Origin of the sequence: Pseudoalteromonas fuliginea (assembly GCF_000690055.1) — a bacterium.
Classification (GTDB): Bacteria; Pseudomonadota; Gammaproteobacteria; order Enterobacterales; family Alteromonadaceae; genus Pseudoalteromonas; species Pseudoalteromonas fuliginea.
This window is the reverse complement of sequence record NZ_JJNZ01000229.1, coordinates 1-300: the sequence shown is the minus strand read 5'-3', so window position 1 is coordinate 300 and position 300 is coordinate 1. Positions and strand designations below refer to the sequence as shown.

At 40.7% G+C, this 300-nt stretch carries 1 protein-coding gene; it reads right to left on the bottom strand.

Annotated elements, in window-relative coordinates; genetic code table 11:
- A partial coding sequence (locus tag DC53_RS23010; RefSeq protein WP_439124940.1) for a DUF7446 family protein occupies positions 1-132 on the bottom strand: 132 nt, incomplete at its 3' end.
- Positions 133-300 lie beyond the last annotated feature (168 nt).

Sequence of the window (300 nt, the reverse complement as noted above, 5' to 3'; positions counted from 1 at the left end):
CATGATTCCGATAAAATCACTTGTTACATCTTTCTTGTTTCCGCGAGCTATTCCAGTATCTGCATTCATAGTTCCCCAGTAAACGTGACCTGTTAACTCTGAGTAAAGTAAACCTGTTTTTGTATTAGCCATTTTTGTTTGTCCTGTTCTAAATTCTACTGAGCCAACAAAGCGCACTGTTGAGGTGTATTGCCAAGCTCTGCGCATTTATCTTCTGCGTAAGCCATGTAATGCGCATGACCAAATGCCAGCGCGGTTAGGATTAGGATGGTGGTTAGTTTCATTGTTTCTTTTCCTTTT